Annotated in this window: 18 protein-coding genes and 1 other RNA gene; 17 read left to right on the forward strand and 2 right to left on the reverse strand. The window is 40.6% G+C overall.

Features of this window, described 5'->3' with window-relative positions:
• Nucleotides 1–422: 422 nt before the first annotated feature.
• The 14 genes from ACNEUN_RS03330 to ACNEUN_RS03395 all read left to right on the forward strand — a co-directional run bounded on the left by ACNEUN_RS03330 (nt 423) and on the right by ACNEUN_RS03395 (nt 18,916).
• Complete coding sequence (locus tag ACNEUN_RS03330) at nt 423–1,406, forward strand: cation diffusion facilitator family transporter (protein ID WP_427877041.1); 984 nt, start codon at nt 423–425, stop codon at nt 1,404–1,406.
• 81 nt (nt 1,407–1,487) lie between these two features.
• Nucleotides 1,488–2,426: a TrmH family RNA methyltransferase gene (locus tag ACNEUN_RS03335; RefSeq protein ID WP_463630835.1), complete on the forward strand. Its 939-nt coding sequence runs from the start codon at nt 1,488–1,490 to the stop codon at nt 2,424–2,426.
• Nucleotides 2,427–2,485: 59 nt separating this feature from the next.
• The gene (pheS, locus tag ACNEUN_RS03340; protein ID WP_427877037.1) at nt 2,486–3,553 is read left to right on the forward strand and encodes a phenylalanine--tRNA ligase subunit alpha; all 1,068 of its coding nucleotides are present in this window, start codon (nt 2,486–2,488) and stop codon (nt 3,551–3,553) included.
• Between the two features lie 3 nt (nt 3,554–3,556).
• Nucleotides 3,557–6,181, forward strand: a complete 2,625-nt coding sequence (gene pheT, locus ACNEUN_RS03345) for a phenylalanine--tRNA ligase subunit beta (RefSeq protein WP_463630836.1) — start codon at nt 3,557–3,559, stop codon at nt 6,179–6,181.
• A 336-nt stretch (nt 6,182–6,517) separates the two neighbouring features.
• Nucleotides 6,518–7,072, forward strand: coding sequence for an arginine repressor (locus ACNEUN_RS03350; RefSeq protein WP_427877556.1), 555 nt, complete (start codon nt 6,518–6,520; stop codon nt 7,070–7,072).
• A 223-nt stretch (nt 7,073–7,295) separates the two neighbouring features.
• Entirely contained in the window at nt 7,296–8,510 is a 1,215-nt protein-coding gene (locus tag ACNEUN_RS03355; RefSeq protein WP_463630838.1) for an argininosuccinate synthase, read from the forward strand.
• A 12-nt stretch (nt 8,511–8,522) separates the two neighbouring features.
• On the forward strand, nt 8,523–10,010 hold the full coding sequence (argH, locus tag ACNEUN_RS03360) for an argininosuccinate lyase (protein ID WP_463630840.1): 1,488 nt from the start codon (nt 8,523–8,525) through the stop codon (nt 10,008–10,010).
• Between the two features lie 140 nt (nt 10,011–10,150).
• Nucleotides 10,151–11,470: a tyrosine--tRNA ligase gene (gene tyrS / locus ACNEUN_RS03365; RefSeq protein WP_427877029.1), complete on the forward strand. Its 1,320-nt coding sequence runs from the start codon at nt 10,151–10,153 to the stop codon at nt 11,468–11,470.
• A gap of 129 nt (nt 11,471–11,599) precedes the next feature.
• Nucleotides 11,600–13,297: a tetratricopeptide repeat protein gene (locus ACNEUN_RS03370; protein WP_463630842.1), complete on the forward strand. Its 1,698-nt coding sequence runs from the start codon at nt 11,600–11,602 to the stop codon at nt 13,295–13,297.
• A 132-nt stretch (nt 13,298–13,429) separates the two neighbouring features.
• A complete protein-coding gene (locus tag ACNEUN_RS03375) occupies nt 13,430–14,530 on the forward strand; it encodes an HAD-IIA family hydrolase (protein WP_463630844.1) in 1,101 nt (366 codons plus the stop codon).
• Between the two features lie 34 nt (nt 14,531–14,564).
• The gene (locus ACNEUN_RS03380) at nt 14,565–15,362 is read left to right on the forward strand and encodes a TlyA family RNA methyltransferase (protein ID WP_463630846.1); all 798 of its coding nucleotides are present in this window, start codon (nt 14,565–14,567) and stop codon (nt 15,360–15,362) included.
• Nucleotides 15,363–15,479: 117 nt separating this feature from the next.
• Entirely contained in the window at nt 15,480–16,424 is a 945-nt protein-coding gene (locus ACNEUN_RS03385; protein WP_463631085.1) for an NAD kinase, read from the forward strand.
• A gap of 58 nt (nt 16,425–16,482) precedes the next feature.
• A complete protein-coding gene (gene recN, locus ACNEUN_RS03390; protein ID WP_463630848.1) occupies nt 16,483–18,258 on the forward strand; it encodes a DNA repair protein RecN in 1,776 nt (591 codons plus the stop codon).
• Entirely contained in the window at nt 18,242–18,916 is a 675-nt protein-coding gene (locus ACNEUN_RS03395; protein ID WP_463630850.1) for an HAD family hydrolase, read from the forward strand. Before recN ends, ACNEUN_RS03395 begins: the two co-directional genes overlap by 17 nt.
• A 39-nt stretch (nt 18,917–18,955) precedes the next feature.
• Here ACNEUN_RS03395 and rnpB read toward each other — a convergent pair.
• An RNA gene (rnpB, locus tag ACNEUN_RS03400) (RNase P RNA component class A) lies at nt 18,956–19,329 on the reverse strand.
• Nucleotides 19,330–19,544: 215 nt separating this feature from the next.
• Here rnpB and hpf point away from each other — a divergent pair.
• Both hpf and secA read left to right on the forward strand, forming a co-directional pair.
• Complete coding sequence (gene hpf, locus ACNEUN_RS03405) at nt 19,545–20,213, forward strand: ribosome hibernation-promoting factor, HPF/YfiA family (protein ID WP_427877017.1); 669 nt, start codon at nt 19,545–19,547, stop codon at nt 20,211–20,213.
• A gap of 203 nt (nt 20,214–20,416) precedes the next feature.
• Complete coding sequence (gene secA / locus ACNEUN_RS03410) at nt 20,417–23,203, forward strand: preprotein translocase subunit SecA (protein WP_427877015.1); 2,787 nt, start codon at nt 20,417–20,419, stop codon at nt 23,201–23,203.
• A gap of 93 nt (nt 23,204–23,296) precedes the next feature.
• Here secA and ACNEUN_RS03415 read toward each other — a convergent pair whose 3' ends face one another.
• Complete coding sequence (locus ACNEUN_RS03415; RefSeq protein WP_463630853.1) at nt 23,297–23,872, reverse strand: hypothetical protein; 576 nt, start codon at nt 23,870–23,872, stop codon at nt 23,297–23,299.
• 65 nt (nt 23,873–23,937) lie between these two features.
• Between ACNEUN_RS03415 and ACNEUN_RS03420 the strand changes: the two genes are divergently transcribed.
• Nucleotides 23,938–24,639: a lysophospholipid acyltransferase family protein gene (locus tag ACNEUN_RS03420; protein WP_463630855.1), complete on the forward strand. Its 702-nt coding sequence runs from the start codon at nt 23,938–23,940 to the stop codon at nt 24,637–24,639.
• Nucleotides 24,640–24,704: the final 65 nt, after the last annotated feature.

Raw genomic sequence — 24,704 nt, forward strand, 5'->3', positions numbered from 1 at the left:
GTTAACGAACTGAGAAAGTAACGGTAAAACGCAAAATACTGTTAAAAATTCAGTTAACGAACTGAGAAAGTAACGGTCATGAGACACTAATGCAGCGCGCCATCTGCGCGAGGGTCTCTAAACAGTTAACTAGAGACCATAATGCAGTGAGCAATCTGCGCTAGGGTCTCTAGACAGATTCGATTACCGCAAAACGCTTGTAATGCAATGCATGAGGCATGATTTTTTACACACTTTTTGGCTTATAACCCCACTTGCCTATAAATTTTGGATTATGTTGATAGCGTGTGATTACATAGTTGTAGATGTGAGATGTGTAGCAATTTTAAACCCCGGATTTGGCTGGGGTTTATTGCTTATAAGGAAAAATGCGAATGATATTGAGAAATAATATCGTTCTAATATTTTATGGAGGCTAGTAAGTGCATAATCAAAATGCTGAAAATCAACATAATAATTACGTTACGTACAACCCTAACGCAGCATCCCAAGAAGCAGCATCAAAAGCCAGTCATGCACATCAGCACAGGCTATCTTGGACTTTAGCTCTTACTTCCATAGTATTTATTGCTGAAGTTGTTGGATCTTTCTTAACAAATTCTCTCGCATTGTTAATTGATGCAGGACATATGCTTACAGATATTTCAGTTCTTATAGCATCCACTGTAACCGCAGTTTTGATGCGCAGAACTCCTAATAGTAAGCGCACATGGGGGTGGGCGCGACTTGAAGTTATTACTGCTGCCGCTGGAGCTGTAGTTTTATTAATAGTTGGTATTTATGCTTTTGTAGAAGCTGGGATGCGTCTTTTTGGAAATTCTCATGACGAAATTCATGATGTAAATCAGCTACTATTCTTTGGCATTCTTGGTTTAGCTGCTAATATTGGTTCCCTTATAATTCTTATTTCCCAATCTCAAGACAATATGAATATGCGTGCGGCATTTCTTGAAGTTATGAATGACGCATTGGGATCTGTGGCTGTAGTTATTTCTGCAATAGTTATGCTAAGTACCAATTGGGCTGGGTTTGATGCTGTAGCTGGTGGAATTATTGCCATTATGATGATTCCAAGAGCATTAAACTTGTTGCATAAAGCAATAAAAGTACTTTTGGAACAGACTCCTGAAGGTCTTGATCTTAATAAAGTTCGTGAACATTTAGAAAACGTGCAGCATGTTATTGCTGTTCATGATTTGCATGCAAGTACTGTTTCTACAGGAATGCCTATTTTTATGGCTCATGTAGTTGTGGAAAAAGATTTAACAATTGAGCAGTGCGCTACAATTCTTTCTCAGCTTCAAGATTGTCTTCGTGAACATTTCCCGGTTTCAATATCTCATACCACATTCCAATTGGAGCCAGAAGGGTATACAACGCCTAGTACTTCTGAGCACCACGAATAGAATACAAAATTGTGTTTATTTTAGCTGTGTGTAAATCTTGTAGTTATACGTTTTAGCAACATATAAAGTAGAGTGAGTTGTATGCCTATAAAAGATGCAATGAATAATCCTCACAGTGATAGAGTGAAAAGAATTTTAGAATTACAAAAATCAAATACACGAGATACGAGTCGTTTTCTTATTGAAGGACCACAAAACGTTCGAGAAGCAGTTAAATATGCAAGTGATGCAATAACTGATATATATGTTCTAGAAGACGCTGTTGGGTATGTTTCGGAAAGTTATGAGAGTAACGGAAGTTTAGCAAATCATACTCTTCAAACTTTGCGTAAAATTGTTGAAGATTCGCTTGAAAAACAGTGTTACGTTCATCCTGCTAGTGCAGAAGTAATGCGCAAAATTAGTCCTGATTCTCAGGGCATAGTTGCAGTTGCGAAATCTGATTTTATGGAAAATAAGTGGAACACTTCTTTAGAAAAATTAAAAAATAGTAGCGAAAATAGTAGCGAAAATATTTTTGAAAATAAAAAATCGCGTTTCGCTTTATGCTGGCAGGTAAGAGATCCGGGTAACGCTGGGGCAATTATTAGAGTCGCGGATGTAGCTGGGTGTGATGCAGTAATATTCTTGGACGATTGCGTAAGTAGGTGGAATACTAAGCTTATTAGATCTACTGCAGGATCTCTATTCCATATTCCTGTTTCTACTATGAGCGTAAATGAGTGGTTTGAGTTTGCAAATAAGCGCAAAGTTTACACCGTTGCAGCAGATGTGTACGGTACTGAATCAAAAAAACCTATTTACTTACCTGATCTTTTAGCACAAGCTGATTTAGATAAAAAGTCGATTGCTATACTTTTTGGCAATGAAGCTCGAGGATTAACTAAAGAAATTTTAAATAGAGTAGATGAAATTTCTATGATACCAATCTATGGAAAAGCTGAATCAATGAATTTAGCTACAAGCGCAGCGGTAATGTTAATGTGCGTAGCTATGTCGAGTCATAAGCGAAAAATGTAGGGGTGGGAAGTATTGAAAACAGGCGTTTTCTAACGCATAACACAGATAGGAAGGGTGCTGTGACTACCAACAAACCGTTCGATGCTGATGTGGTAACAAAGGCGGTAAAAGAAGGTATTACTGCTGTTAAAGCTGCCAAAAGCATGGATGATATAAAGGCAGTTAAAACTAAGTATGCTGGTGCGCAATCGGTTATGACCCTTGCAAGCAAGGCAATTGGTGACTTGCCGGCAGATAAGAAGAAGGAAGCTGGAAAGGTTCTTTCACAGTTACGCGCTGATTTTGGGCGTGCTTTCGCTGAAGCCTCTCAACGAGTAAAAGAAGCTGAGGAAGCTCGTATGCTTGCCGCCGAGACGGTAGATATGACTCTTCCAGTGAATCGTAAGCCTTTGGGTGCTCGCCATCCGATTGCTCGTATTATTGAAGATTTCGAAGATTTCTTCGTTTCTATGGGTTGGCAGATTTCTGCAGGTCCTGAAGTTGAAACTGAATGGTTTGATTTTGACGCTTTGAATTTTGGACCAGATCATCCTGCTCGTCAAATGCAAGATACTTTCTATGTTCAAGGTAATCAGGCAAAAGATGCTGCTGGCTTTGTTGGATCCAATATGGTTCTTCGCACGCAAACTTCTTCAGATCAGGTGCGCGCATTAATTGAACGTGGTGTTCCTCTTTATATTGCTTCTCCTGGGCGAGTATTTCGTACTGATGAACTTGATGCAACGCATACCCCAGTTTTCCACCAGTGCGAAGCTTTAGCTGTTGATAAGCATTTAAGCATGGCTGATTTAAAGGGTGTTCTTGACCGTTTGGCTGTTGCAATGTTTGGTCCTGACGCAAAAAGTCGTTTGCGACCAAGTTACTTCCCATTCACTGAACCTAGTGCTGAGCTTGATCTGTGGTTCCCAGATAAAAAGGGTGGCCCAGGTTGGATCGAATGGGGCGGATGTGGAATGGTGAACCCTAATGTTCTTAAGTCTGCTGGACTTGATCCGGATGTTTACACTGGCTTTGCTTTCGGTGTAGGTCTTGAGCGTACTCTTCTGCTCCGTCACGATATTAATGATATGCATGATTTGGTTGAAGGCGATAAGCGCTTCAGTGAACAGTTTGTAATGGGGGAATAGCTCATGCCAATGGTAGATATTGACTGGCTCAAAGATCACGTAAATGTGCCAGAAGGTTTAACTTACGATCAGCTTGCTAAGGATTTGGTTCGAGTTGGTCTTGAAGAGGAAGAAATTCACACTTCACAAGTTGCAGGTCCTATTGTTGTTGGATATGTTGTTGATGCTACTCCCGAGCCGCAAAAGAATGGCAAAGTAATCAACTGGTGCCATGTTGATGTTGGCGAAAAGTACAATGATGTTGACGAAAAGGGCAATAAAGTTCCTCGTGGCATTGTTTGTGGCGCTCCAAACATGGCTGCTGGTGAGAAAGTTGTTGTAACACTCCCTGGTGCTGTTCTTCCTGGAGATTTTAAAATCGAACCTCGTAAAACGTATGGCCACATTTCTAACGGAATGTGTGCTTCTGAGCGTGAGCTAGGTTTAGGAGATAGTCATGATGGCATTATTCTTCTTAGACATTATGGTTTTTCTCAAGCAGAATATGAAGAATTGCAGCCTGGTGATGACGCTATAAGCTTGCTTCACTTAGATAGACCAATTTTGGAGATTAACATTACTCCAGATCGTGGCTACGCTTTCTCGTATAGAGGTGTTGCTAGGGAATATCACAATTCTACCGGTGCTCGTTTTACTGATCCTGTAACAATACTTAATAAGCAGATTCCTGTTGTTACTGGTATTCCTGCAGGTGAGTCTTCCGATATTGATGTAAGCATTGAAGACGATAATCCAATTCATGGTGTTGTAGGATGCGATCGTTATTACGCTCGTGCAGTTCGTAATTTTAATCCTGCTGCGTGCTCCACTAATTGGATGCGTCGCCGTTTGGTTCGTGCTGGTATGAGAGGTATTTCTCTTGCAGTTGATATTACGAATTATGTAATGCTTGATTTAGGTCAGCCGCTTCACGCATACGATCTTGATAAGATTGAAGGTCCTATTGTAGTGCGTAGAGCGCGTGCAGGTGAGCATCTTACTACTTTAGATGGTAAGGATCGTGAACTTAACGTAGAAGATTTAGTTATTTGCGATTCTCCAAGTGGTAATCATGGTTCTCGAATACTTGGTTTGGCTGGCGTAATGGGAGGCATGTACGGCGAAGTCACTAGCGAAACTAAGAATGTTCTTATTGAAGCAGCTCATTTTGATCCGGTTTCTATAGCTCGTACTGCTCGTCGTCATAAGATTCCTTCTGAAGCTTCTCGTCGTTTTGAGCGTGGAGTAGATACAGCTCTTCAGCCTGCCGCAGCTCAAATGGCTGCTAATTTCCTCGCTGATTTTGGCTCAGGTGAGCCTTCTGAACATCCAAAAGATGTGAACAACATTTTGCCTCGCGATGTTATTGTTTTCAAAGCTGATGAGGTTAAGCGTGTTGCAGGTTTGGATGTTGATTTGAATCGCATCAGTGACATTTTGACTGATATTGGTTGCTCTGTTGCTGGCGGTGGCAACGGCGAGTTTTCGGTTACACCTCCTACTTGGAGGCCTGATTTGAATGCTCCATGTGATTTAGTTGAAGAAATTGCTCGACTTGTAGGTTATGATGAGATTCCTGTAAAAGTTCCTGCCGTTCCTGTAACTGGTCGTACTGGTTTAACTAAAGAACAGTCTACTAGACGAGCAGTTGCTTACGAATTGGCTGAAATGGGTTTGGTTGAATCCTTAAGCTATCCGTTTGTCGGAGAAGAAGATATCAAAGATTTCCGCGAGGATGTAAAAGTTATAGATCCTATTAGCGTTCGCATTGCAAATCCGCTTGCAGGTGATCGTCCTTGGCTTCGCAGATCTGTTTTGATGACTTTGGCAACTACAGTTCGTAGGAACTTGCGTCGCGGTCTCACTGACGTTTCCCTCTATGAGCTTGGTCATGTGTATTTTGCTGACCCTAATGCTCCTGCAATTCCAGCTTTGCCTGGGTCTGTACGCCCGTCTGACGCGCAGCTTAAGGCTTTGGATGATGGTCTTCCGGATCAGCCTCTTCATGTTGCAGCTCTTCTAACTGGTCATGCTGAAGAGTCTGGTTGGCTTGGAACTCATCGTGATGTTGATTGGAGCGATGCTGTTGAAGCTGTTAACCGTTTAGGTAAGCGAATTGGCGTTGAGTTTGTTCTTCGTCAGCCTGCTTCTAAAGACGTTCCTTCATCTTGGCATCCTGGCCGTACTGCAATGGTTTATGTACCGGTTGATAATGGCGAAGATGTGAATGTTGGTATTGTTGGAGAGTTGCATCCTCAAGTGAATGAGGCTCTTGATTTGCCACAACATTCTGCAGCTTTTGAGCTTGATTTAACTGCTATGTTTAAGTCTATTGATTTGAAACCAGTTCAAGCTAAACCAATTTCAACTTTCCCACCAGTAAAGCAAGATTTTGCGTTTATTGCTCCTTCTACTCTTGCTGCTCGTGATTTACGAGATGCTATTGTGAAGGCTTCTGGCGATCTTTGTGAATCTGTCGAACTTTTCGACGTTTATGAAGGCGATCAGCTTGATGAAGGTTTGCGTTCTCTTGCTTACTCTGTTACTTTCCGTGCTGCTGACAGAACTCTTTCTGGAGATGAAATGGATGCAGTAAGAGAGTCAATTACGAAAGCTGCTGCTGATTTGAACGCAACGTTACGCGTATAAACTATTTTAAGTTTTCTTAATTAGTTTTATGCAGATTGTTTAGCTATTTATGCGACTGTTATGTTTCGCTTTTTGCGAATTCTAGCAGTCGCATTATTTTTTATTTATTATTTTTTTTTATTTATTATTTTTTGTATAGTAACTTATTGGGTTTTGTATGAATATTTATATTTATACCCGCGGTAGGGTTCTTATTATTATGCAACACGCCGTATAATACTGAACGTACGACGGTTTGTGCAAAATATGTGAGGATTGTATATTCACAAGATGTTTATGCGTATATTTATATTCAGGTTATTGGGGTATGACATTGAAAGGTTTTGAATAATTATGATGAATTCTAATAAGAATGGAGATAATAGCATCAGTGAAGAGGATTCTGATAACTTTACTGCAAAACAACAGCGTCCTGTAACTAAAGCTGCTCGATTAAACGCTATTGAGCAAGCACTTATGAACGAAGTTATTACTTCTCAGTCACAGTTAGCTAGGGTATTGGCTCGGCATGGTTTTGATGTTACTCAAGCTACTTTGAGCCGAGATTTGGATGAAATAAATGCTGTCAAAATCCGTTTAACTGACGGAAGAATTGCGTATGTTTTAGGTGATGGTACAGGAAACCGTTTTGCTGTAGATACAGTGCGTATCGATCAGCAAGTAGCGCGTGTGCTTTCTGGTCTTATTACTGAAGTTGGTCATGCAAATAATATTGTAGTTATTCATACTCCTTCTGGAGCTGCGCAATATGTTGCTAGTGTTATAGATCGCCAGCCTTTAAGGGGAATTTTAGGATCTGTTGCTGGCGACGATACAGTAATTATGGTTTGTGTATCTAATGAGGAAGCAGAAAATAGAGCAGATTGGCTTCTTTCTGTAGTTTCGCGATAATTTGAAGATTTTAATATAAAATTTTACATATTTATTCAACGGTAGATTTTCGTTATTTCTTGCGTAAATCTACCGTTTTTATTTTTCAAAATATTATTTCTTAGTATTTTCAATGCTTTGTAATATTGATTTTTATTTTTTATATTTAATTATATTGATTTTATCCAGGTTGTATAATATGCTCTGTATTGTTTAATTATACATGCGTGGCTGGGAGGCTGCAATGAATACTAATAAGCGTATTGTTCTGGCGTACTCTGGCGGCTTGGACACATCTGTTGCTATCTCTTACTTGAAAGAGCAAACTGGTAAGGACGTTGTAGCTGTTTCTCTTAATGTTGGTCAAGGTGGAGAAGCGTTAGATGCTATTAAAAAACGAGCTATAGCATGCGGAGCAGTTGAGTCTTATGTTGTTGATGCAAGAGAAGAGTTTGCGAACGACTATTGCATGCTCGCTTTAAAAGCAAATGCAATGTATGAAGATGTTTATCCTCTCGTATCTGCTCTATCTCGACCGTTAATTACTCGTCATTTAGTTAGCGCAGCTCACAAATTTGATGCCGACACGATTGCTCACGGATGTACAGGAAAAGGAAACGATCAAGTTCGTTTCGAAGTAGCAATTCAATCTCTAGACCCAAATCTAAAAGCTATTAGCCCGATTCGAGATTTGTCTTTGACTAGAGACGTTGAAATAGCATTTGCTAACGAGCACAATCTGCCAATAGAGCAGACTAAGAAAAGTCCATATTCAATTGATCAAAACGTGTGGGGACGAGCAATAGAAACAGGATTTTTGGAAGACCCATGGAATGCTCCAACTGAAGAATGCTACTCATACACTGCAAATCCTCTAGAAGCTCAGGATCCTGATGAAGTAACTATTACGTTCGAAAAAGGAATCCCAGTTGCTATAGATGGCCACGACGTAACTCCGTTACAAGCAATTGAAGAAATGAACGCAAGGGCTGGAGCACAAGGAATTGGTCGAATTGATATTATTGAGGATCGACTTGTTGGAATCAAATCTCGTGAATTATACGAAGTTCCAGGTGCGCAAGCTTTGATTACTGCACATCAGGAGCTTGAAAACTGCTGCTTGGAACGCGAACAGCATCGTTTGAAGCGTGCTCTTGATAAAAAGTGGGCAGAATTCGTATATGACGGCCAATGGTTCTCTCCAGTAGTGCGTTCACTTAACGCGTTTATTAATGAAACACAAGAGCATGTTTCAGGTGATATTCGCATGACATTGTACGCAGGAAAAGCTGTTGTTACCGGCAGGCGTTCTGACGAATCTTTGTACGATTTTAATTTAGCAACTTATGATTCTTCAGATACTTTTGATCAGAAAGCTTCTAATGGCTTTATTGAGATCTACGGATTGTCAAGTAAAGTTGCTGCAGCTAGAGATATGCGCGTTTCAAAAAACAATTAAAAAGAGGAAAGAATGACTATGCACGATGCAAATACCAACGCAAAGAAACCAATTGCTTTATGGGGTGGGCGTTTTAATTCTGAACCGTCAGCAGCACTTTCGGCGTTAAGTAAATCAACTCAATTTGATTGGCGATTAGCTGATGACGATATTGCAGGTTCTAGAGCTCACGCTCACGCATTGCATCGTGCAGGTCTTCTTAGCAAAGAAGAGTATGTTGATTTATCTAAAGCATTAGATGAACTGCAAAAACGTGTCGATTCTAAAGAATTCGTGCCAATTGAAGAAGATGAGGATGAAGCAACAGCATTAGAGAGGGGACTCCTTGAAATTGCTGGTAACAATTTAGGCGGAAAACTTCGTGCAGGAAGGTCACGAAACGATCAGATTGCAGCACTTATACGCATGTTCTTGCGTAGACACGCTAGAATTATTGCGAAATTGCTGATTTCTGTTTGTGAAGCGTTAATAAAACAGGCAAAGGACGCAAAAGATGCTGTAATGCCTGGACGAACCCATATGCAACATGCTCAACCAATTTTGCTTGCTCATCAGTTAATGGCACACGTTTGGCCAATACTTCGAGATATTAATAGGCTTACTGATTGGGATCTGCGAGCAAACGAAAGCCCTTACGGAGCTGGAGCACTTGCTGGAAATACGCTTGGACTTGATCCGAATACTGTAGCTAGTGAGCTTGGTTTTTCAAAAGTTTGCGCAAATTCTATTGATGCTACTTCAAGTAGGGATATTGTTGCTGAATTTTCGTTTATTGCTGCAATGATTGGCGTTGATATTTCGCGCTTGAGTGAAGAAATTATTATTTGGAATACTCAAGAATTTGCTTTCGTGCGATTAGACGATGCATATTCAACTGGCTCTTCGATTATGCCTCAAAAGAAAAATCCAGATATTGCTGAACTCGCAAGAGGTAAATCTGGTAGATTAATTGGCGATTTAACAGGATTAATGGCAACTTTGAAAGGTCTTCCAACTGCTTATGCAAGAGATTTGCAAGAGGATAAGGAAGCTGTTTTTGATCAAGTTGACACTTTAGAAGTGCTGCTTCCAGCTTTTGCTGGAATGGTAGAAACTATGAAATTTGATCTAAATAGACTTTATGAACAATCTGCTACTGGTTTCGCTCTTGCTACAGATATTGCGGAATGGCTTGTAAAGCAAGGTGTTCCATTCCGCAATGCTCATACGCTTTCAGGATTGTGCGTAAAGAAAGCAGAAGAAATTGGTGGAGATCTTGCAGATTTAAGCGATACTGATTTCGCATCTATTTTAGACGGTTTTATTAGTAAAGATAAGATTGCAAACCTTCGTACAGTGCTTTCAAGTAACGGATCTGTTTCGGCACGATGCGCGCGAGGAGGAACAGCATTTCCTCGTGTAATTGAGCAAATAAACGAGGCTGAAGCGGAAGTAATTAAATATAACAAGTTTGCTACTTCTGTAAGTGACGGATCTGCTTATTATTCATATGCAAAATAATCTTTTAAGATTACAAATATTGTGTAGCAATTTTGACAACTTAAGTTAATAGTGTCTCCATGTACTGCAAAAATTGAAAGGCTTGCGGACGCGCATAGCGCCCGATATTTATCGGTAATTTTTAAAATAAGGAGATACGAATGGCTCAGGTCAGGAATTACAAGGAAGCTGGTTTTACTTCCTTGTTTGAAGAGCTGAAATGGCGTGGATTGATTTCGCAATCTACTGACGAGAAGCAGCTTGCTCAAGCACTTGACGGAGAACCATTAACGTATTATTGCGGCTACGATCCTACTGCTGCTTCATTGCATATTGGTAATCTTGTGCAGCTTATTAATATGCGCCACTTGCAGGCTGCGGGTCATCATCCTATTGCTTTAGTCGGCGGTGCTACAGGTTTGATTGGCGATCCTCGTCAAAGTGGTGAGCGTACGCTTAATTCTAAGGATATTGTGGCAGCGTGGGCTGAACGTTTGCGTAAGCAGATTGGCCGAATTTTGCCTCTTGAAGGTGAAAACCCTGTTCGTTTTGTCAGCAATTACGACTGGGTTTCTAAGATGTCTGCTATTGACTTCTTGCGCGACGTTGGTAAAAACTTCCGTGTTGGCACAATGCTTGCTAAAGATATTGTGGCTCGTAGATTAAATTCTGATGAAGGTATTTCTTTCGCCGAGTTTAGTTATCAAGTTTTGCAAGGAAACGACTTCTTGTACTTGTTTGATAATTACAACGTTACTTTGCAGCTTGGTGGATCTGATCAGTGGGGTAATCTCACTTCCGGAATGGATTTGATTCGTAAAGTTCGTGGAGCTTCAGTAAACGTATTTACTAGCCCGATTATTACAGATAATCAAGGTCGCAAGTTTGGCAAGTCTGAGGGCAACGCCATGTGGCTTGATCCTTCTATGCTTAGCCCTTATCGCTTCTACCAGTTCTGGTTTAATCAGCCAGACGATGAGGTTGTTAAATTACTTAAAGTGTTCACGTTCTTACCAAAAGATGAAATTGAGCGTTTAGCTCAGCAGATTCAGGAAGATCCTGGAAGCCGTGAAGCTCAGCGTGTTCTCGCTTGGGAAGTTACAAGTTTCGTTCACGGTGAGGATTTAACTAATCAGGCTATTGAAGCTTCTTCTGCTCTGTTTGGACGTGGTGATATTCATAACATTGACGAAAAAACTCTTGAGGCTGCTTTAGATGGTGTAAAGATTAAGTCTGAAGATGGTAGCTTAGATTTTGCTAAGGCCAATGTAGGAGATCGTGTGGTTGAAGCTGCAGTTTCTGCAGGATTGTTCCGCACTATTTCCGAAGCTCGTCGAGCTGTTGAGGCTGGTGGCTTGTATATAAATAATGAGCGTGTTGAAAGTGTTGATGAAGCTCTTGCTGATGATTATTTCTTGCATAATCGTTTTGCTTTGCTTCGTCGTGGTAAGAAAGCTATTGGTGCTGTAGAACGCGCATAGTTTTAATTTAGTTTGTTCTATAAGTGTTTTGTAATCATTTTTGATGATTTATTAGACGCTATTAATTTTACGAATATAGTAAAAATGCGGTTTTAATATGAATCGCATATGGATGAGAGGTATGCCAGAATGGGCGAAGAACGCGAACACTCGCGGAGTGGTAAAAGGTCTTTTGGTGAACGTGGCGGTTTTGGTCATCGTAATGGTGGTAAAAGCGGAGATAGACGTGGTTCGTTCCATAAAGACGGTTTCCACAAGGGTGGTTTTAAGAAAGGTGGTTTCCACCGTCATGATGATGATCATGGTGAAGGTTTCCATTCTGGCGTAAAACGCGATGGTGATCGTCGTTTCAATAGGAGTGACGATCGTAGAGATAATCGTCGTGATGGTTTCAAGAAGGACGGTTTTAAGAAACAAGGTTTCCACAAAGATGGATTCCGTTCTGACAATCGCGATGGTGAGCGCCGCTTCGAACGTAAAGATGGCGAGCGTCGATTTGATCGAAATCGTCGTTTCGATCGTAAAGATAATCGCTATGAGGATCGCAAGGATTATCGTCGTCCAAGAGATTTTGAAGGTAGTGAAGAAGGCGGAAATCCACGTTACAAGAAGTTTGATGGTGAGCGTCGTTTCGAACTTCAAGGCAATAACAGAAACGGCGATTTCCGTAAAGACTTCCGTAAAGATTCTCATAAAGACTCTCGTAATGACTTCCGTAAGGACTCTCGTAAAGATTTCCGAAATGGAGATAAGCGAGAATTTCGTGAAGATGAACGTCGCGATCGTCGTGATCGTCGTGAAGATAGTCGCCGCAGTAATGCAAAATCTAACTTCAATTTTGAAAACGGTCCTCGCCGCAATTCCGACGGCACGATGTCTTATCCATCGCAAAATCCTTACACTGCACGTCGCCCAGGCGAGCCTAAAATGCCTAAAGGCTTAGAATGGGCAATGCTTTCCAAGGAAGATCGTGAACGTTTACGCGGACTTTCTAAAGAGCATGCAGAAAATATTGGTCTTCATATTCTTGCAGCGTTTGCTTTAGAAGAAGAAAATCCTGAGCTTGCTTTAGATCATGCAAAGTGGGCTGCTAAGCAAGCTTCTCGTATTGATTTTGCGCGTGAAACTTTAGCTTTTATTTCTTACCGTCAAGGCGATTACAAGTTAGCTTCGAAAGAGTTCCGCACAGCTATGCGAATGAACGGTTATCTTGATTATTTGCCGTTCATTGCTGACTGTGAGCGCGGTTTAGGTAACCTCAACAAAGCTCTTGAGATTTGCATGTCTGATGATGCGAAGTATCTTAAGGGTGAAGTTAAAGCAGAAATGTTCCTTGTATATGCTGGAGTTCTAGCAGATACCGGTCATTTTGATAAAGCTATTGATTTAGTTCACGCAATGGGTCGCTCTAAGGGATTGCCTGGTGAGTATCGTATGCGTGCAGTTCAAGCGGAACAGTATTTCCTTGAAGAAGCTGGTCGCAATGATGAAGCTATTAATTTGGAATCTTTGTTAGACAAGCTTGAGCAACAGTATGCTGATGCGGATGATGACGATATTAATCCTGAAGATATTGTTATCGATTACGATTTAGAGCATTTAAATGATGCGATAATGGATGAAATCGGTGTTAGTGAAGATGATGCACGATTTGCTCCTGAGGAAGATTCTGAAGAAGAATCTTATGACGAGAGTGAAGAAGAATCATCAGATGAGTCTGAGGAAGATTCTGATGAAGAATCTGATGAATCAGAAAAATCAGAAAATGATGATGCTGATAACACTGACACAATCGAAATGAATACTGTCAAGCCTAAAGAAAATTAAGTATTCAATACTTTTTACATGCGCCCGGCTGCTTTATAGTAAGCCGGGCACTTGTTACTTATTGTGTAAGTAAAAACGCAAGAAAAACTTATAAAATTTTAAACTCTCAAATTCTAAAATACGGTGATTAAAATGCAGTTTGAAGCAAGAACCAATTTTTCCTGCAGCACACTACCTCTTTCTAAATCTTTCAGCCTTGCACTTTTAGACTTAGACGGCGTAGTTTATAGAGGCGGAAATGCAGTTGAGTATGCTGCTGAATCAATTGAACTTGCTGAAAATAGTGGCATGAAAATCGAATACACAACCAACAATTCATCACGATTCCAGTCAGTCGTAGCAAAACAGTTAGAAAGCTTTGGGCTGAAAGTAGAACCGTGGCAAATTATCACATCAGCTGTTGTAGCCGCAAGAATGGTTGCGCGTCACGTTGAAAGCGGATCAAAAATTCTTGTACTCGGAGCTGAACATTTGCGCGAAGAAGTTAAACGAGCTGGACTTCAACCAGTAAACTCTTGCAAAGATAACCCTAAGGCTGTAATACAAGGCTGGTATCCGCAGATGAGTTGGCAGGAAATGGCGGAAGTTTCGTTTGCTGTAGAACACGGAGCAAAGTATTTCGTAACAAACACAGATTTAACAATTCCACGCGAACTTGGTATAGCGCCAGGGTGTGGCTCAATGATTCAAGCTGTTATAAACGCTACAGGAGTAAAACCAGTTGCTTCAGCAGGAAAACCAGAATCCGCAATGTATGATGAAGCGAGATTTTTGGTTGCTGCTAATGCTAAACAAGATGATGCTGAATATGCAGAATGTACAGAAAAAGACGAGTTTGGAAATCCTGTAATTAGTATTGAACGTTCGTTAGCAGTAGGAGACCGTTTAGATACTGATATTGAAGCTGGAACAAGAGGAGGATACGAATCTTTGCTTGTGCTTACAGGCGTTACGGATCCTAGAATGTTAATGCTTGCTCCAAAACATTTGCGACCAAGTTTTGTTTCTAAAGATTTGAGAGGACTTAACGAAGCTCACGAAGAAGCACATTTTATTGGAGAAAATATTTCAGTATGTGCAAATGCAAAAGCAGAGCTTGTTGATAATTCAACTATTAAAGTAAATAGTTTAACTGATTGCAACTCTTTAAGAGCTGCATGCGCTTTAGTGTGGAAGCTGCAAGATGAAGGAAAGCCGGTAGAAAAATATAATCTGCCTGAGTTTTCGCTCTAATAATTAAGTTTCAAATAAAAACTAGGTTTTTACTATGACTTTGAACGATTATGCAGCGACTTTGTCAAATGATTCTACGAACCAAAGATTGGACTGTGCTTTAGTAACACGTAGTTTGGCTGAGACTAGAAATACTGCTCAACATCTTATTCGCGCAGGAGTCGTAAACGTAAATAATAAAAGTATTACAAAACCATCATTTCTTGTAAAAAATACAGATAGTATAAGCATTGAAAAGTCTGAAAATACAGAAAATTTACTTCGTTACGTTTCAAGAGGAGCACTAAAATTAGAAGGTGCTTTCGAAAGTTTTTCAAAATTCGGCTTAAATACTTGCGAATCAACTAAAGCACTTGATATTGGAGCTTCAACAGGCGGTTTTTGTGACGTTCTTTTACAAAGAGGAGTTGAGTCAGTAATCGCGCTAGACGTAGGTCATGGCCAGCTAAACGCAAAAATAGCAAATAATCCTCACGTAATTGAAATGAGCGGAGTAAATATTAGAGACGTTTACGAAAAAGATTTGCCGTATAAGCCGAATCTCATAGTATCTGACGTATCATTTATTTCTCTTACGCTTGTTATTCCAGTAATCGCGCGCATAGCTGAGAAAGATGCGGATGTTGTACTACTTGTTAAGCCACAGTTTGAAGTAGGCAAAGGAAATCTTGGAAAAGGCGGTATTGTTACAGACGCAAAGCTTAGAATTAATGCTATTGAAACTGTGAAAAATTGTGCTAAAAACAACGGTTTAAAGGTGATAGCAACTCATGAATCACCTATTGAAGGCACTCACGGAAACGTGGAATATTTACTTTATGCGAAAGTTTAAGACGCAAATTGCGCAAATATTTCAGCATCTTGCCAAATAATAATTGCTTTATGCAATATGGCATGCAGCAATTACAATAGTTACTGTTATGTGCAAGTAGTACGAGGGGACTGTGTGATGAAGGAAGATTTTTCAAGTGATACTTCTTTAGAAGTTCGTCGCGCACTTGTTGTAACTCATGCAAGATTAGATAGTCACAGTGCGGTAGTTAACCAAGTTACAACTCAGCTTACTAAAGCAGGTTTTTGCGTTGACCTGTTTCAAAGCGCGTCTGTTTCTGATTTTGCGCAAAAACCTAACCATGTAGTTGATGAGCATACTGAAATTGTTGTAGTGCTTGGGGGAGATGGCACTATGCTTCAGGCTGCGGAATTAGCTCACTGCACTACTGTTCCTATTATTGGAATCAATCTTGGCCATGTTGGATTTTTAGCTGAATTTGAAAGTTTCCAAATTGATGAAGCAATTCGAAGAATTGCAAACAAAGATTATTTTATTGATAGGCGTATGGAAGCGCATGTGGACGTTTGGCTTCCAGGTGAAACTGAACCGCTTCGTGACTGGGCTCTTAACGATATTACGCTTGATAGAGCAGACAGAGGACGAATGGTTGAGCTTTCAATAAGAGTTGATGACGTTGAAATGTCATCTTTTGGCTGCGATGGAGTAATAGTTTCCACTCCTACAGGTTCCACTGCTTACGCATTTTCAGCAGGAGGATCAATTATGTGGCCAAATGTAGAGGCGCTTCAGCTTGTACCGTTAGCTGCGCACGCACTTTTCGCTCGGCCTCTTATTATTGGCTCAGGCTCTACTTTCACAATTGATATTCTTGAAGATTCATCGTCAGGTGGTTGGATTTGTTGTGATGGACGACGTCAACGAGCACTTCCACAAGGCTCAAGGATTCAAGTACGTCAGTCAAAAGACGAGCTTTTACTAGCTAGACTTTCCGGAGCGCCTTTTACTAAACGTTTGGTAACAAAATTTGATTTGCCAGTAGTGGGTTGGCGAGAACACAACAATAATGCGATGAGCAAAAATAATAGATTCAACAATTAATTTGGAAAATTTTAACGATTTTAACGATTTTAACAACGTAAAATAAACGAGGTACAGCGTGCTTGAAGAACTAGAAATACGAAATCTTGGGCCAATCGCGCATGCGATTATTACTCCTTCAGCGCACATGACTGCTATTACTGGAGAAACAGGTGCCGGAAAATCCATGCTGCTTAGCGCCATAAAACTCATTTCTGGTTCCCGAACTGAAGTGGCACGTGTATCTCCTAACGCTAAAGAAGCATGGGTTCAAAGCGTATTTAGTTTGCCAAAAACAAGCGAAGTTGCAAACATAATTAGTCAAGCTGGCATAAATCTTGAAATTTCAGAATCAGACAGCACTCAGCTAGACATGTACGTCTCAAGAACAGTACCTAAAGAGGGAAGATCGCGAGCAACTATTTCCGGATGTGCAGTTCCAAAAACTTTATTAGAAACTGTTTGCTCTCAAATGGTTACTATTCATGGCCAGAGTGATCAACTTCGTATTGCTACAAATGCTAAGCAACGTGAAATTCTTGATTTAGTCGCGCAAAATAATGATATTTTTGAACAATATCAAAATGCTTATAAAGATTGGAAAGACTCTCAAAATCTGCTAAATAAACTAGAAAATCAAGAATCTTCTGCACGCCAGCGTGCGGATTATCTTCGTGAATCTTTAAACAGAATACACGATATTAATCCACGACCTCATGAAGATGAAGAATTAAAAAATAGAAGAGATAGAATTGAGAATTCTGCGCAAATTCTTCGTGCAGTGAGCACTGCAATCGCATCTCTTGATTCAAGTCAGATTGATTATACTGCTAGTGAATCTTCAGATGCTGGAATGCTAATTGATCAAGCATCTCAGGCATTGCGAACTTTGAAAGTAGATAAATCTTTTGAAAATATTGCCAATCAGCTTGATGATATTCACGCTCAGCTTGACGATATTGTAATGCAGTTGTCTCAAATGCTTGATGTTGATGCAAACGAAGAAGATTTAGACGCATTAAACGAACGCATTCACAGTCTCACAGAAATAACAAAACGGTGGGGACCAACATTAGACGATGTACTAGATTGGGCAGAAAAAGCTCAGTTTGAACTTGAAGATTTGGATGATTCGCCTGAAGCTATTGCGCGTGCTCGTGAGGATTGCAACAAAAAATATAATAAAGCTCTTGAAATAGCTATTAGACTTACTGAAACTCGAAAGATTGCTGCTAAGAAACTTAATGATGCTGTAAGTGAAGAATTATCTTTTCTTGCAATGTCTGGTGCAAAATTAAACGTAAATGTTAATTCTCATAAGAAGAATGATTCTGGCATAATTCAGCTTGATTCTAATGGTGCTGATGATGTTGAATTTCTTTTTAAACCATTTCCAGCTTCTCCTGATCTTCCAATAAGCAAAAGCGCTTCAGGAGGTGAATTGAGTAGGCTTATGCTTGCACTGGAGCTTGTTATTGCAAAGTTTAGTGAGCATGATGAGAAAATAATGACTTTTATTTTTGATGAGATTGATGCCGGTGTTGGTGGAAAAACTGCGGTTGAACTTGGAAAAAGATTATCTCAACTTTCCAAACACGCTCAGGTTATTGTTGTTACGCATTTGGCACAAGTTGCTTCCTTTGCAGATGAACAATATGCTGTGCAAAAAAATATTGTTGATTCTTCCGATACTGATAGTCAGGTAGCAGATACTACTGTTATTAGGCTAGATAACGAGTCTCGCGAACAGGAAATTGCTAGAATGCTTTCCGGTAGTGAATCTCAAACTTCATTAGTTCATGCTCGTGAACTTCTTTTAAGCAGTGGAAAGATTGCAGATGGTATTGATAAATAATTCCTCTATTTTTGCGGCAATTTTTGATTTCGACGGTACTCTTATCGATTCTCTTGGAGTTTGGGACGATATAGATAGAAAAAGTTTTACTAAGAGAGGAATTAGCGTTCCTGACATATTCGCAGATACTACTGCAACTATGAATCCTCGACAAATTGCGGAATATGTTATCGAAAATTATGGTTTTTCTGACTCTCCTGAAGATTTAATTAAAGAGTGGTCAGATATGGCTTTTGACGCTTATGCAAACCATCTTCCTCTTAGAAATGGTGCTTATGATTACGTCAAATATTTACGTTCTGAAAAAGTAAAGATGATTCTTATAACAACTCTTTCTAAGAGCTTATGTGAGCCTGCGTTAAAAAGATTTGGTATTTTAGATTGCTTTGATTTGCTGCAATTTGGGGAAGATCTTTCTGAAGAAGGTAAGCATAGTTATAAAACTTATCTTGATATTGCAAAAAAGTTTCACGTAAATGCTGCTAATTGCGCAGTATTTGAGGATTCTTCAACAGCTTTGCGTTCAGCTCAAAAAGCTGGAATGCAAACATACGGTGTTGTTGATGACATTAATGTTGAAATCCCTGCTGATTCTCCTTTTAAAGATTGTTTAGCAGTTTTTTCAGACTTCAAACATGCTCCAAGAATCAGCAAATAATAATTGAAGTAAAATCTTATACTTACTCAATTAATTTAGTTGGTGAGGTTTCACATACCCCGGGTTTTGTCGTGCGCATAATGCGCACGGATGGTCATCCATCTCGATTTAACGTTACCGTTAAACTCTAGCAGTCTACCCGAAGACTTGAGCGAGCAGCTCTTAAACGTCTTCTGCTTGACCTTGCTCCCAATGAGGCTTGCCATGCGACTTACTGTTACCAGAAGTCCGGTGGTCTCTTACACCGCCGTTTCACCCTTACCTAAATAAAAACATTTAGGCGGTCTATTCTCTGCTGCGCTATCTCTCAGGTTGCCCTGGGCGGACGTTATCCGCCATTGTGCTCTGCGGAGCCCGGAAGTTCCTCAGTCACTCCGAATGAACATTGTGACCGCGACCATCGTGAAACCTCAACCTTCCTGATTATAGCAGAAAATATCAGTTTCGTAAAAAATTCGCTATTTTGCTAGAAATTCTGAAATAAATATGAATTTTTTTGATTTAATTTAAGAACTCGCTATGTTCTGCTCTAATAAACAGATATAATGAAGTTACCGATGGCATCGTGGCTGTCGGAGTGATTCACATCGAGCACATAAGTGTTCGGTTCTACATGAGGAGGTTTCGCATGGATATCGTCATTACCGGACGTCATACGCAGATTAGGCAAAGATTCCGTGACGTTGTTGAAAGTAAGATGAGTCGTGTAACTGCAATTGCTCCTGATGCTCAGAGAATTCAGATTGTTTTGAATTCTGAGGGAAATCCACGGCAAGCAGATACAGCGAAACGAGTAGAGATTACGGTTATTGCAGGAAGTACTGTAATTCGCGCTGAAGCGTCTAGTGCTGACGAATTTAGTGCCTTAGATATGGCGCTTGATAAGCTTACGCTTCGTCTTCGTCGCACACGCGATCGTCGTAAGGATCATCGTCGCGGATTTGCAGAGATTACGCCTGTTGATTTAGGTTCTGCAGAACCTGAGGTTGAGACAACGGTTGTTCAGTCTGAAGAAGCAGAAGTTGTAAACAGCGCTGATGCTGCAGTTGCTTCAGATCTAGGACCTGGCGAATCTGTTGAGGTTAGTGTTGGAAGCACTCCAATTGTTATTCGCCGTAAGTTGCATATTGCAGAGCCAATGAGCATCGATGAAGCTCTGTATGAGATGGAACTAATCGGTCACGACTTCTTCCTGTTTGTTAACAAAGAAACTATGCGACCATCTGTTGTATACCGTAGGCACGGATGGAGCTATGGCGTATTTGAAATCGACACGCCTGAGCATGTAAATAAGTAGAAGAATAGAAATAAGAAGGTTGCGAATGCCCGTCTAGTGTTCTAGGCGGGCATTCTTATGAAATTTCGCAATCTATAAAATAAAAAATATGCGCGTATAGACTCGCTAGTTGTTAAAAATCGCAACCGTCGCGTAATATAGGCACAGTTTACGTCTACGTTGGCTAGGCCGTCAGCGCAGACATGACCTTAAGGGAGCAAAACGTGGTAGATATCGTCGATAAAGCCTTGCGCATGGGTGAGGGACATCAGTTAAAGCGTCTTGAAAATGTGGCCAAGGCTGTGAACGCGTTGGAAGATGAGATTTCAGCGCTTTCCGATGAAGAGCTAAAGGGACAAACAGCAAAGTTTAAGCAGCGTTTAGACAACGGTGAATCTCTTGATAAGCTTATGCCAGAAGCCTTTGCTACTGTGCGAGAAGTTTCTAAGCGTACTCTCGGTCAGCGTCACTTTGACGTACAGCTTATGGGCGGCGCGGCATTGCACTGGGGCAATATCGCAGAAATGAAAACTGGCGAAGGTAAAACGCTTGTTGCAACATTGCCTAGCTATTTGAACGCTTTGGAAGGTAAAGGCGTTCACGTTGTTACAGTTAACGATTATCTTGCTAGCTACCAGAGTGAGCTGATGGGTCGTATTTATCGATTCCTTGGCATGAGCGTTGGCTGCATTATTACAGATCAACAGCCTCCTGAGCGTCGTAAACAGTACAACGCAGATATTACTTACGGTACAAACAACGAATTCGGCTTTGACTACCTGCGCGATAATATGGCCTGGGAAAAGAGCGAGCTTGTACAGCGTGGACATCATTACGCTATTGTCGATGAGGTTGATTCCATTCTTATTGATGAAGCTCGTACACCTTTAATTATTTCTGGTCCTGCGGAAGGCGACGTAACTCGCTGGTATCACGAGTTTTCAAAGATTGTTTTGAAACTTACTCGTGATACTGATTATGAGATTGACGAGAAAAAGAAAACTGCGGGTATTCTTGATTCTGGTATTGCTAAGATTGAGGATTATCTTGGTATAGATAATCTTTATAAGCCAGAAAACACTGCTCTTATTGGATACTTAAATAATGCTTTGAAGGCAAAGGAACTATTCCTTCGCGATCGCGATTATGTTGTTACCAATGGCGAAGTTTTGATTGTTGATGAGCACACTGGTCGTGTTCTTCCTGGTCGACGTTACAGTGAAGGCTTACATCAGGCAATTGAAGCAAAGGAAAACGTAGAAGTTAAGGCTGAAAATCAGACTTTTGCTACAATCACTTTGCAGAATTACTTCCGTATGTACGACAAGCTTGCTGGTATGACTGGTACTGCTGAAACTGAAGCAGCGGAGTTCATGGGTACTTATAAGCTTGGCGTTCTTCCTATACCATCGAACCGTCCAGTAATTCGTATGGATAAGAACGATTTGATCTTCCGTACTAAGAAAGAAAAGTTGGCTGCTATTGTGCGCGATGTAGCTATGCGTCATGCAAAAGGTCAGCCTGTTTTGCTTGGTACAGCTTCGGTTGAATCTTCTGAAATCGTTTCATCTTTGCTTGATGTTGCTCGTATTCCTCACCAGGTGTTGAATGCAAAGCAGAATGCTAAGGAAGCTGCTGTTGTAGCTGTTGCAGGACGTAAGGGTGCTGTTACTGTTGCTACTAACATGGCGGGCCGTGGTACTGATATTATGCTTGGCGGTAACGTTGAGTTCTTGGCTGATGCAAAGTTGAAGGCTGATGGTTATTCTCCAGACGATACTCCTGAAGAGTACGAGAAGCGTTGGCCAGGCGTTTTAGCAGAAGTTAAGGAACAGGTTAAAGACGAGCACGAGGAAGTTAAGAAGCTCGGCGGCTTATATGTTCTTGGTACTGAACGTCACGAGTCTCGTCGTATTGATAATCAGCTTCGTGGACGTTCTGGTCGTCAGGGTGATCCTGGTGAGTCACGCTTCTACTTGAGCTTGGAAGACGATTTGATGCGTTTGTTTAACACTCAGCTTGTTGCTCGTGTTATGGCAAAGGGCTTGCCTGAAGGCGAACCAATCGAATCTAAGTATGTTTCTAACGGTGTTCGTACCGCACAGAAAACTGTTGAAGCTCGTAACTTTGAAATGCGTAAGAACGTTTTGAAGTACGATGACGTTATGAACAAGCAGCGTACTGTTATTTACTCTGAGCGCCAGATGGTTCTTAAGGGTGAAGACATTCACGAAGATATCTTAAAGTTTATTAAAGATACGGTTGAAAGCTACGTTCGTGGTGCAAATAACGGTTCAGATAAGCCAAAAGATTGGGATTGGGATGGCCTTTCTAAGGCTGTTAGCTCAATTGCACCTGTTGCATTGTTGTCTTTGGATGAGCTTCGTAAGGAAGTTTCAACTCTTAAGGGCGATAAGGCTGTAGAAAAAGTTTGTGACAGCATAGCGGATAACGTTATTAATCTTTACAGTCTTTTTGAAGATCGTCTTGGTGCTGACAATTTGCGTCAGATTGAGCGACGCGTAGTTTTGGCTGTTCTTGATCGCAAGTGGCGTGAACATCTTTACGAGATGGATTACTTAAAGGACGGTATTGGTCTTCGCGGCATGGGTCAGCGAGATCCGTTGGTTGAGTATCAGCGTGAAGGCTATCAGATGTACAATTCCATGATTGAAGCAATTAAGGAAGAAAGCATTCAGCTTCTATTCCACATTGATATCAATCAGCTTGCTACTACAGAAGATGAAGAATCTGACTCTGAAGTAGATGAGGATGTTGCTGAAGCCTCTGCTGAAGTAGACGCACAAGATCGCCAGTCTGGAATAGTAGGACCTCAGCCGTTAAGCCATGCTGAAGGCGATGTTCCTGTAAGCAAGCGACCAAAGGCAGAAGAGTGGAAGACTCCTTGGGCTGATGGGCGCACATTCCCAGGTACTAACAAGAATGATGATTGCCCATGTGGTTCTGGAAGAAAATATAAGCTTTGCCACGGCCACAATGAAGAAAAGTAAATCTTCTTAAAGTACTAGATACGATTAAGCGCACGGAATTTAAATAATAATTTCGTGCGCTTTTCGTTTTAACTTTTACTATGTGAATTGTAACTATACGCGAGCACCATTCTCATATTCATCATAGTCTTGGTAATTTTTAGACTTTCTTCTATGCGATAAAAGACCAGCTCCACCAATAAGAACACAAAACGCACTAAATATTCCAGCATACGAAGCAATATGTGGCAAAAATGCGGCTAGAATCACTCCAGCAACACCGAGCAGTAATATTAGCCATAAAACTATTAAAGTGCCCTGAAGGCTAGAAAAATGCGGATCTGGAGGTATAAAATCATCACCGTACTCGTCCATCGTTTTGTCAACATCAAGCCAACTAGATTGAATATTGTCACGAGGTCCTCGAGAATTGCGTAAATTAAAGAAAGATTTATGCTCGTGAGTTTTATTTGAAGAAATTTCTTTAGGCATAACAGCTTTGCGCAAACGTTTCTCAAAATTTTTTGCACTACGAGAGTTTATTATATCTTTTAAATCATCCTCATGCTCAGAGAGAAAAGCAGACCAATCCTCATCATCATTTTTCTTACTATTCGAAAAACCATTCTGCATTTCGTTACCAGACTGTTCTGCAGGGTGAGGGTCGTTGGTATTCTTAGAAGTTGTCATAACTACTACTGTAGCAAGTCTGCTTGATTCGTAGATTTTGCCGCTATATGCGGAAAGGATGTCGCATGCTGTATTGGTTCTTCGTGAAGGGACTTGGATTTATCGCTCGAATGAGAATACATCCAACAGCAAAAGGCGTACAAAATGTGCCGAAAAAAGGCGGTGCGATTATTGCAGCAAATCATCTTGCTGTTATTGATGATGCACTACTTCCACTTACTTGTCCTAGAATGATCCATTTCATGGGCAAAGCTGAATACTTTGAAGGAAAAGGATTAAAAGGACGTTTCAAAAAGTGGTGGTTTACTTCTGTAGGTGTATTCCCAGTAGATCGATCTGGCGGAGCTAAATCTCTAGGAGCATTGAATCATGCTAAGGAGATTCTTGAAAAAGGTCAACTTTTTGGTATTCATATTGAAGGCACAAGAAGCCCAGATGGTCGCTTATATAAAGGACACACGGGAGCAGCTCGCTTAGCTTTAGAAACAGGGTGTCCTATAGTTCCTGTAGCAATTATTGGCACTCGCGATTTGCAGCCAAAAGGGAAAGTAGTTCCTAATAAGGGAAAAACTCAGGCTATTTACGGAAAACCTATTACGGTGGAAAAAGTAAATAATGTTGAAGATATTACGCGAGAACGTTTGCGCGAAATCACTGATAAAATTACAAATTCTATTAAAGAAATGAGTGGGCAAGAATTTGTAAATGAGTATGCGCAGACTGTAAAACAACGCATGAAAGAAGAAGCAGGAACAAAACAGAAATAAAGCAGAAATAAAAAACTGATATTTAAAATATTTCATGCTGAAAATTAAAAATTCTGGCACTGCGA

The sequence above is a fragment of the Gardnerella sp. C0684A1 genome, from assembly GCF_055326835.1.

Coding starts and splice junctions, on each gene's coding strand:
- ACNEUN_RS03350 (WP_427877556.1), top strand. CDS start 6,518: ATGAATTCTAATAAGAATGGAGATAATAGCATCAGTGAAGAGGATTCT.
- pheT (WP_463630836.1), top strand. CDS start 3,557: ATGCCAATGGTAGATATTGACTGGCTCAAAGATCACGTAAATGTGCCA.
- ACNEUN_RS03380 (WP_463630846.1), top strand. CDS start 14,565: ATGACTTTGAACGATTATGCAGCGACTTTGTCAAATGATTCTACGAAC.
- argH (WP_463630840.1), top strand. CDS start 8,523: ATGACTATGCACGATGCAAATACCAACGCAAAGAAACCAATTGCTTTA.
- ACNEUN_RS03395 (WP_463630850.1), top strand. CDS start 18,242: ATGGTATTGATAAATAATTCCTCTATTTTTGCGGCAATTTTTGATTTC.
- ACNEUN_RS03420 (WP_463630855.1), top strand. CDS start 23,938: ATGCTGTATTGGTTCTTCGTGAAGGGACTTGGATTTATCGCTCGAATG.
- ACNEUN_RS03385 (WP_463631085.1), top strand. CDS start 15,480: ATGAAGGAAGATTTTTCAAGTGATACTTCTTTAGAAGTTCGTCGCGCA.
- ACNEUN_RS03415 (WP_463630853.1), bottom strand. CDS start 23,872: ATGACAACTTCTAAGAATACCAACGACCCTCACCCTGCAGAACAGTCT.
- tyrS (WP_427877029.1), top strand. CDS start 10,151: ATGGCTCAGGTCAGGAATTACAAGGAAGCTGGTTTTACTTCCTTGTTT.
- ACNEUN_RS03355 (WP_463630838.1), top strand. CDS start 7,296: ATGAATACTAATAAGCGTATTGTTCTGGCGTACTCTGGCGGCTTGGAC.
- hpf (WP_427877017.1), top strand. CDS start 19,545: ATGGATATCGTCATTACCGGACGTCATACGCAGATTAGGCAAAGATTC.
- ACNEUN_RS03370 (WP_463630842.1), top strand. CDS start 11,600: ATGGGCGAAGAACGCGAACACTCGCGGAGTGGTAAAAGGTCTTTTGGT.
- ACNEUN_RS03335 (WP_463630835.1), top strand. CDS start 1,488: ATGCCTATAAAAGATGCAATGAATAATCCTCACAGTGATAGAGTGAAA.
- ACNEUN_RS03375 (WP_463630844.1), top strand. CDS start 13,430: ATGCAGTTTGAAGCAAGAACCAATTTTTCCTGCAGCACACTACCTCTT.